Source organism: Castellaniella daejeonensis (assembly GCF_039523555.1).
Taxonomy (GTDB): Bacteria; Pseudomonadota; Gammaproteobacteria; order Burkholderiales; family Burkholderiaceae_B; genus Castellaniella; species Castellaniella daejeonensis.
In genome coordinates, this window is sequence record NZ_BAAAFN010000008.1 from 97,829 (window position 1) to 105,641 (window position 7,813).

Below are 7,813 nucleotides of genomic sequence, written 5' to 3' on the forward strand. Positions count from 1 at the left end.
GCCGTCCGCCCGGCGCACCGTCTCAGCCCAGCAGGTCCAGGGCGTGCCGGGCGGCGATCCATTCCTCGTTGGTGGGCTCCATGGCGACCCGTACGGCGCTGTCCGGCGTCGACAGCGTCGTGGCCTGGGCCGCGTTGGCCTCCGGGTCCAGCGCCACGCCCAGCCAGGCCAGGCCTTCGCAGATGCGCCGGCGCAGCTCGACGCTGTGCTCGCCGATCCCCGCGGTGAAGACCAGCATGTCCAGTCCGCCCAGCACCGCCGTCAGCGCGCCGATCTCGCGCACGATGCGGCGCACGTACAGGTCCAGCGCGAGGCGCGCGCGGGGCGCGCGGGCCTCGACGGCCAGCAGGTCGCGCGGGTCGGGCGAGATGCCCGAGACGCCCTTGAGGCCGGATTCGTGGTACAGGATGCGGCCGACTTCCTCCAGGCTGAGCCGCTCGATCTCCATCAGGTAGAGCACGGCCCCCGGGTCCAGCGAGCCGGTGCGGGTGCCCATCATCAGGCCGTCCAGCGCGGAAAACCCCATGGTGGTGGCCTGGCTGCGCAGGTCGCGCAGGGCGCACAGGCTGGCGCCGCTGCCCAGGTGGGCGGCGATGACGCGGCCGCGCGCCCGGTCGCCGTGGCGCTCGGGCAGGGCGATGGACAGGTATTCGTAGGACAGGCCGTGGAAGCCGTAGCGGCGCAGGCCGCGTTCCCAGGCGTCGTAGGGCAGCGGCAGCATCTGCTCGACCTGCGGCACGGTATGGTGGAAGGCGGTGTCGAAGCAGGCGATCTGGGGCAGGCCGGGCCGTTCGCTCAGCAGGATGTCGATGGCCTCCAGCGCGAAGGGCTGGTGCAGCGGCGCCAGGGGGACGTAGCCGCGCAGATCCTCCAGGACGCCGGCGTCGATGCGCACCGGCGCGAAGTACTTGCTGCCGCCGTGAACGACGCGGTGGGCGACGGCCACCAGGCGCCCGTCGCCCAGCCGGGCGTGCACGCGCCGCAGGATCAGGTCCAGGGCGCAGCGGTAGGGCGCCTGGGGATCCAGCCGGACGGCGAACGGCGCCACGCCGGTCTCGCCGAAGTCGGGCCGCTCGCCGCCGATGCCCTGGACCTTGCCGTTCCAGGCCGGGCGGCGCGGCAGCGGATCGGCCGAGGTGTCGAACAGCGCGAACTTGATGCTCGAGGAGCCGCAGTTCAGCACCAGGATCAGGGCTTGCCCGGACGTGGAGGTCTGGCCGATGGTCATAGGGGGGTGCTCCGGTAGTGGCGCGCCAGCAGCAGGGCCAGGGCGCACGAGGCGATGCGGGATTCGTAGGTGTCGGACCGGCTGGTCAGGATGATGGGCACGCGGGCGCCCAGCACCAGGCCGGCGCTGGCGGCATCGCCCAGGTACATCAGCTGCTTGGCCAGCATGTTGCCGCTTTCCAGGTCGGGCGTCACCAGGATGTCGGCCAGGCCGGCGACTTCCGAGCGGATGCCCTTGACGTGGGCGGCCGCCAGCGACACGGCGTTGTCGAAGGCCAGCGGCCCGTCCAGGCGCCCGCCGGTGATCTGGCCGCGGTCGGCCATCTTGCACAGGGCGGCGGCGTCCAGCGTGGCGGGCATGGCGGCGCTGACCGTTTCCACCGCGGCCAGGATGGCCACGCGCGGTTCGGCCACGCCGATCGCGTGGGCCAGGTCGATGGCGTTGCGGATGATGTCGGCCTTCTGGTCCAGGGTGGGGGCGATGTTGATCGCGGCGTCGGTGATGATGAAGGGGCGCGGGTAGCGCGGCGTCTGCATCAGGTAGCAGTGGCTGACGCGGCGCTTGGTGCGCAGGCCGTCGCCGGCCACCACGGCCGCCATCAGTTCGTCGGTGTGCAGGCTGCCCTTCATCAGGGCTTCGACCTCGCCGGCGCGGGCCAGCGCCACGGCCTGGCCGGCGGCCGCGTGGCTGTGGGGCACGTCGCGGATGTCCAGGCCGTCGAGCGTGGCGCCCAGGGCCTGCGCGGTCCGTTCGAGCCGGGCGCGCGGGGCGACCAGGATCGGGTCGATCAGGCCTTCCCGCCGCGCATCCAGGGCGGCCCGCAGGCTGATCTCGTCGCAGGAATGCACCACCGCCACCCGGATCGGCTCCAGGCCGCGCACGTGGGCGAGCAGCGTGTGCAGGCCGCCGTGGGCGGGATCCTGGATGTGGATCTCGGGCAGCGTGGTGCGGGCGCACTCGATGGATTCCAGCGGCGCCTGCACCAGCGCCTCGCCCTCGATGGCGACCGTGCCGTCGGGCAGGGTGCAGGCGCAGGCCAGGCGCACGTGCCGGTGCTGCGGTTCGAGCGCCGTGATCCGGACCTCGACGGCCACGGTGTCGCCGACCCGGACGGGCGCCCGGAACGTCAGGCTCTGGCTCAGGTAGAGGGTGCCCGGGCCGGGCAGCTGCGTGCCCAGCACGGCGGAAATCAGCGAGGCGCCCCACATGCCGTGGGCGATGATGCCCTGGAAGGGCGTGTGGGCGGCGTAGTCCGGATCCAGGTGCTGTGGGTTGACGTCGCCCGAGACCGCGGCGAACAGCTGGATGTCGCGCAGGCCCAGGGTGCGTTCGATGCGCGCGCGGTCGCCCACGGCCAGTTCGTCGAAGGTGCGGTTGCGCAGGGGCGCGAGGGAAGAGGAATCGCTCATGGGGTGCGCGCCTCAGTACATGTGCTGGCCGCCGTTCATGGCCAGGTTGCTGCCCGTCATGAAGGCCGCCAGGTCGCTGCAGACGAAGGCGACCAGGGCGCCGACCTCCTCGGGGCGGCCCAGCCGGCCGACCGGGATCTGGGAAATGATCTGGCTCTCCAGCACGTCGGGCGGCACGGCGGCGACCATGGCCGTGTCCATGTAGCCGGGCGATACCGTGTTGACGGTGATGCCCTTGCGCGCCAGTTCCAGCGCCAGCGACTTGGTGAAGCCGTGGATCCCGGCCTTGGCCGCGGCGTAGTTGGTCTGGCCGAACTGGCCCTTGCTGCCGTTGATCGAGGCGATGTTGACGATGCGGCCCCAGCCGGCCTCGGCCATGTCGTCGACGAAGGGATGGGTGACGTTGAACATGGAGTCCAGGTTGGTGCGCAGCACGCTGTCCCAGGCGGATTTCCGCATCTTGCGGAAGGTGCCGTCGCGCGTGATGCCGGCGTTGTTCACCAGGATGTCCACCCGGTGGCCGTCGGCCCGGATGCGTTCGGCCATGGCCAGGCACGAGGCTTCGTCGGCCACGTCGGCGCCGTAGGCGTGGAAGGTGTAGCCGTCGCCGGCCTGGGCCCGCAGCCAGGCGGGGACGTGGTCGTTGCCGGGGGAGTGGGCGACCAGGACGGTGTGGCCCTGCTCGTGCAGGGCGCGGGCGATGGCCTGGCCGAGTCCGCCGGTGCCGCCGGTGACCAGCGCGGTATGGGAAGAGGACATGATGGGCTCCTTGGTGGGGTGGGAAATCAGGCCATGCTGCCGATGGTCGAACGGAACCGCCGCAGCGAGAGATGGAACATGATGGAACCGATGACCAGCAGCGCGGCGAACGAGGGCCAGACGACCTCGAAGCCGGCGCCCCGGTACAGGATCGCCTGCCCCAGCTCGACGAAGTGGGTGGTCGGCGCGGCCAGCATCAGGTCCTGGACGAACCGCGGCATGCTCTCGCGCGGCGTGGTGCTGCCCGAGAGCATCTGCAGCGGCAGCAGGATGAGGATCATCAGCATGCCGAACTGCGGCATGTTGCGCGCCAGGGTCGCCAGCCAGATGCCCATGGCGGTCATGGCGAACAGGTGCAGCGTGGCGCCGGTGAAGAACAGCGGCAGCGAGCCTTCGATCGGCACCTGCAGCAGGCCGCGCACGATGCCGTTGAGCGACAGGGCGGCGGCGGCCAGCACCACCAGGCTCATGGACCAGACCTTGGAGAGCATGATCTGCGCCGGCGTGACGGGCATGACCAGCAGGTGCTCGATGGTGCCGTGCTCGCGTTCGCGGATCAGGGCGGCGCCGGTCAGGATCAGCGACAGCATGGTGATCTGGTTGATGATCTCCATCAGGCCGCCGAACCAGGATTTTTCCAGGGCGGGATTGAAGCGCGCGCGCAGCACCAGGTCCACCGGCGGGGCCATCGACGGATTGCGCCCGCGCAGGAAGGTCTCGATCTCGTCGAGGACGATCCGCTGGATGTTGCCGTTGCCGGTGAAGGCCTGGCTCATGCGGGTGGCGTCCACGTTGATCTGGATCTCGGCCGCGCCGCCGGAGAGCACGTCGCGCTGGAAGTTCGGCGGGATGTTCAGCACGAAGGAATAGCGGCCGATGTCCATGCTGGGGTCCACTTCCTCGTGGCCGATCATGGCGGGCGGGATGAACTGGGGCGGATAGAAGGCGGCCGTGATCTGCTGGGACAGCGGGGAATGGTCCTCGTCCACGATGGCGATGGCGACGTGGTGCAGGGTCTCGGGCACGGCCGTGGCGGCGGTGTAGACCGAGACGGTGAAGGAAAAGGCGATCAGCACCAGCATGACGGGGTCGCGCCACAGGCTCCAGAGCTCCTTGATGCCCAGCCGCCAGATCGTGCCGAGGGAAGATTGCAGCTTCATGTCAGCGGTCCTGTTTGCGCAGAAGGGCGATGGCCGCGCCCAGGATGACCGGGATGGACAGCATCATCGGCCAGATCGAGGGCCAGAGGTCGCGGAATTCCAGCGCCTTGTTGAAGACGCCCCGGCTGATGGTGAACATGTAGGCGGCCGGGTAGGTCTGGCCGACGATCCGGCCCAGGCCCTCCAGCGAGCTGACCGGGTCCATCAGGCCCGAGAACTGGATGGCCGGGATCAGGGTGGCGATCATGGTGAAGAACATGGCGGCGATCTGGCTGCGCGTCATGGCCGAGGCCAGCAGGCCCAGGCCGGTGGCGGCGACGCAGTAGAGCACGCCGGTCAGCGCCAGGGTGGCGAGGCTGCCCTTGATCGGCACGTCGAAGACCGTGACCGACAGCAGGCACATGGCCGCGAGGTTCAGCAGCGCCAGGCCGATGTAGGGGATCTGCTTGCCCAGCAGGAATTCCGTCCGCGTCACCGGCGTGACGTACAGGTTGATGATCGAGCCGATCTCCTTTTCGCGCACCACGGCCAGGGCCGTGAGCATGGCCGGCAGCATCATCAGCAGCAGCGGGATGACCACCGGCACCATGGCCGGCAGGCTGCGCACGTCCGGGTTGTAGCGGAAGCGCGTCTCCAGGTCGGCCGCCGAGGCGACCGGCCCGCCCAGGCGTTCCCGCGCCTGCTGCGCCAGCCATTGCTGGTGCATGCCCTGGACATAGCCCTTGAGGGTCTCGGCGCGCTGCGGCATGGCGCCGTCGATCCAGGCGCCGATCTCGGCCGTGCGCCCGTGCAGCAGGTCGCGGCCGAAGCCGGGGGGGATCTCGATCGCCAGGGACAGTTCGCCGCTGCGCATGCGGCGGTCCATGTCGGCCTCGTCGAGGATGGGGGGATGTTCGACGAAGTAGCGCGAGCCCGACAGGTTCAGCGCATAGTCGCGGCTGATCGTGCTGTTGTCCCGGTCCAGCACCGCGAAGCTCAGGTTCTCCACGTCCATGCTGATGCCGAAGCCGATGACGAACATCAGCACCAGCGAGCCCAGCAGGGCCAGCGTGCCGCGCACCGGGTCGCGGCGCAGCTCCATGGATTCGCGCCGCATGGTGCTGAGCAGGCGGCCCGGACTGAAGGAGGGGATGCGCGGCGCCCGGCGGGGCGCGGGGACGGGGGTTCCGGGGTTCGCGCCCGCGCCCGCGGCGGGGGTTGCCGGCGCCTCGGGCGCGGCGGCCCCAGGCGCGGCGGTCCCTGGTGCGGCGGCCCCCCGGGGCGGCGCGGGCTCGCCGCTGGCTTCCAGCAGATAGCCGATGAAGGCCTCTTCCAGCGTCCGGGCGCCGCGCTTGCGCACCAGTTCGGCGGGCCGGTCGCTGTCGAGCACGCGGCCCGCGTGCATCATGGACATGCGGTCGCAGCGCTCGGCCTCGTTCATGAAGTGGGTGGAGATGAAGATCGTCACCCGGTCGCGCCGCGACAGGGTGATCAGCAGGCGCCAGAACTCGTCGCGGGCCACCGGATCCACGCCCGAGGTCGGCTCGTCCAGGATCAGCAGCTCGGGCTTGTGCACCATGGCCACGGCCAGCGACAGGCGCTGGCGGATGCCCAGCGGCAGGCTGTCGGGCAGCATGTCCAGCGCCTCGCCCAGGCCGAAGCGCGCCACCATGGTCCGGACGCGCTCGTCGATGCGCTCCGGCGGGACGTGAAACAGGCGGGCGTGCAGGACCAGGTTCTGGCGCACCGTCAGCTCGCCGTAGAGCGAGAAGGACTGCGACATGTAGCCGACTCGGCGGCGCACGTCCAGGTCGTCGGGATCGATCTCGCGGCCGAACAGCCAGGCGCGGCCTTCGCTGGCGGGCAGCAGCCCGGTCAGCATCTTCATGGTGGTGGACTTGCCGCAGCCGTTCGAGCCGAGGAAGCCGAAGATCTCGCCGCGGCGGATGCGGAAGCTGACGTGATCGACGGCGACGAAATCGCCGAAGCGCATGGTCAGGTCGTGGGCCTCGATGGCGATGTCCTGCTCGCCGTCCCCGGGCAGCGGCGGAATTTCCACGGGGGCGTAGCCCTCGCGCCGGGCGGCCGGCAGCAGGTGGATGAAGGCCGACTCCAGCGTCGCCTGGCCCGTGCTCCGCAGCAGCTCGGCCGGCGTGCCGGTGGCGAGGATGCGGCCCGCGTCCATGGCGACCAGCCAGTCGAAGCGCTGCGCCTCGTCCATGTAGGCGGTGGCGACGACCACGCTCATTGCCGGCTGGCCGGCGCGGATGCGGGCGATCAGCTCCCAGAACTGGGCGCGGGCCAGGGGATCCACGCCGGTCGTCGGCTCGTCCAGGATCAGGAAGTCCGGGTCGTGGATCAGGGCGCAGCACAGGCTGAGCTTCTGCTTCATGCCGCCCGAGAGCTTGCCGGCGGGGCGCGCCAGGAAGGGGTGCAGGCCGGTGCTGCGGGTCAGGTCGTCGATGCGGCGGCGTCGCTCGGCGGCCCCGTGGCCGAACAGGCGCGCGAAGAACTGCAGGTTTTCCTCGACCGAGAGGGTGGGGTAGAGGTTCTTCCCCAGCCCCTGCGGCATGTAGGCGATGCGCGGGCAGGTGCGCTTGCGGTGGGCGCGCTGCGCCATGTCGCCACCCAGGACCTCGGCCCGGCCTTCCTGGATGACGCGGGCTCCGGCCAGGATCGACAGCAGGGTGGATTTGCCCACGCCGTCCGGGCCGATCAGGCCGACCATGCGGCCGGCCGGGATGTCGAGGTCGATGCGGTCCAGCGCCCGGGTCTTGCCGTAGCGGTGGCTCAGCCCCTGGATCCGGGCGACGGAAGCGTCCTGCGTCATGGGCTTACTCGGGCAGGCGGACGGTCAGGGTGTCGGGCCAGGGCTGGGAGGCGTCGGTGTGCACCCAGGCGACACCGGGCAGGCCGGTCTTGACCTGCTCCAGGTGCTTCTGCAGCAGCTCCCGGGGGATGCGCGCCTTGATGCGGAACATGAGCTTCTGGCGCTCGCTGGCCGTCTCCACCGTCTTGGGCGTGAACTGCGCCTGGCTGGCGACGAAGGCGACTTCGGCGGGGATCACATACTGCGGGGCGGCATCCAGGACGATGCGGACTTCGCTGCCCAGCGCCATGCGGCCGGCGACCGCCTCGGGCATGAAGAAGGTCATGGTCACGTCGGACAGGTCCAGCATGTTGAGCACGCGGCCGCCGGCGGCCAGGACTTCGCCCGGCTGGGCCACGCGCAGCTGGATGCGGCCGTCGCGCGGGGCCTTCAGGCGGCTGTCCTCCAG

General features: G+C 70.8%; 6 protein-coding genes. All 6 read right to left on the bottom strand.

Annotation, left to right across the window (positions count from 1 at the left end; genetic code table 11):
• Positions 1 to 22 precede the first annotated feature (22 nt).
• On the bottom strand, positions 23 to 1,228 hold the full coding sequence (locus ABD022_RS05325; protein WP_343820358.1) for an acetate/propionate family kinase: 1,206 nt from the start codon (positions 1,226 to 1,228) through the stop codon (positions 23 to 25).
• On the bottom strand, positions 1,225 to 2,637 hold the full coding sequence (locus ABD022_RS05330) for a bifunctional enoyl-CoA hydratase/phosphate acetyltransferase (protein WP_043683522.1): 1,413 nt from the start codon (positions 2,635 to 2,637) through the stop codon (positions 1,225 to 1,227). The genes ABD022_RS05325 and ABD022_RS05330 overlap by 4 nt, the downstream gene beginning before the upstream one ends.
• 12 nt (positions 2,638 to 2,649) lie before the next feature.
• Positions 2,650 to 3,396, bottom strand: coding sequence for an acetoacetyl-CoA reductase (gene phbB, locus ABD022_RS05335; RefSeq protein ID WP_343820362.1), 747 nt, complete (start codon positions 3,394 to 3,396; stop codon positions 2,650 to 2,652).
• A gap of 26 nt (positions 3,397 to 3,422) precedes the next feature.
• Positions 3,423 to 4,556 carry an ABC transporter permease gene (locus ABD022_RS05340; protein ID WP_343820364.1) on the bottom strand — a complete coding sequence of 378 codons (1,134 nt, stop codon included), beginning with the start codon at positions 4,554 to 4,556 and terminating at the stop codon, positions 3,423 to 3,425.
• 1 nt (position 4,557) lies between these two features.
• Complete coding sequence (rbbA, locus tag ABD022_RS05345) at positions 4,558 to 7,365, bottom strand: ribosome-associated ATPase/putative transporter RbbA (RefSeq protein ID WP_343820366.1); 2,808 nt, start codon at positions 7,363 to 7,365, stop codon at positions 4,558 to 4,560.
• Between the two features lie 4 nt (positions 7,366 to 7,369).
• Positions 7,370 to 7,813: HlyD family secretion protein (locus tag ABD022_RS05350; protein ID WP_343820368.1), on the bottom strand; the 444-nt coding region annotated here is incomplete at its 5' end.

Excerpts from the sequence above, each read along its gene's own strand:
- ABD022_RS05325 (WP_343820358.1), bottom strand. The coding sequence starts at position 1,228 with ATGACCATCGGCCAGACCTCCACGTCCGGGCAAGCCCTGATCCTGGTG.
- ABD022_RS05330 (WP_043683522.1), bottom strand. The coding sequence starts at position 2,637 with ATGAGCGATTCCTCTTCCCTCGCGCCCCTGCGCAACCGCACCTTCGAC.
- phbB (WP_343820362.1), bottom strand. The coding sequence starts at position 3,396 with ATGTCCTCTTCCCATACCGCGCTGGTCACCGGCGGCACCGGCGGACTC.
- ABD022_RS05340 (WP_343820364.1), bottom strand. The coding sequence starts at position 4,556 with ATGAAGCTGCAATCTTCCCTCGGCACGATCTGGCGGCTGGGCATCAAG.
- rbbA (WP_343820366.1), bottom strand. The coding sequence starts at position 7,365 with ATGACGCAGGACGCTTCCGTCGCCCGGATCCAGGGGCTGAGCCACCGC.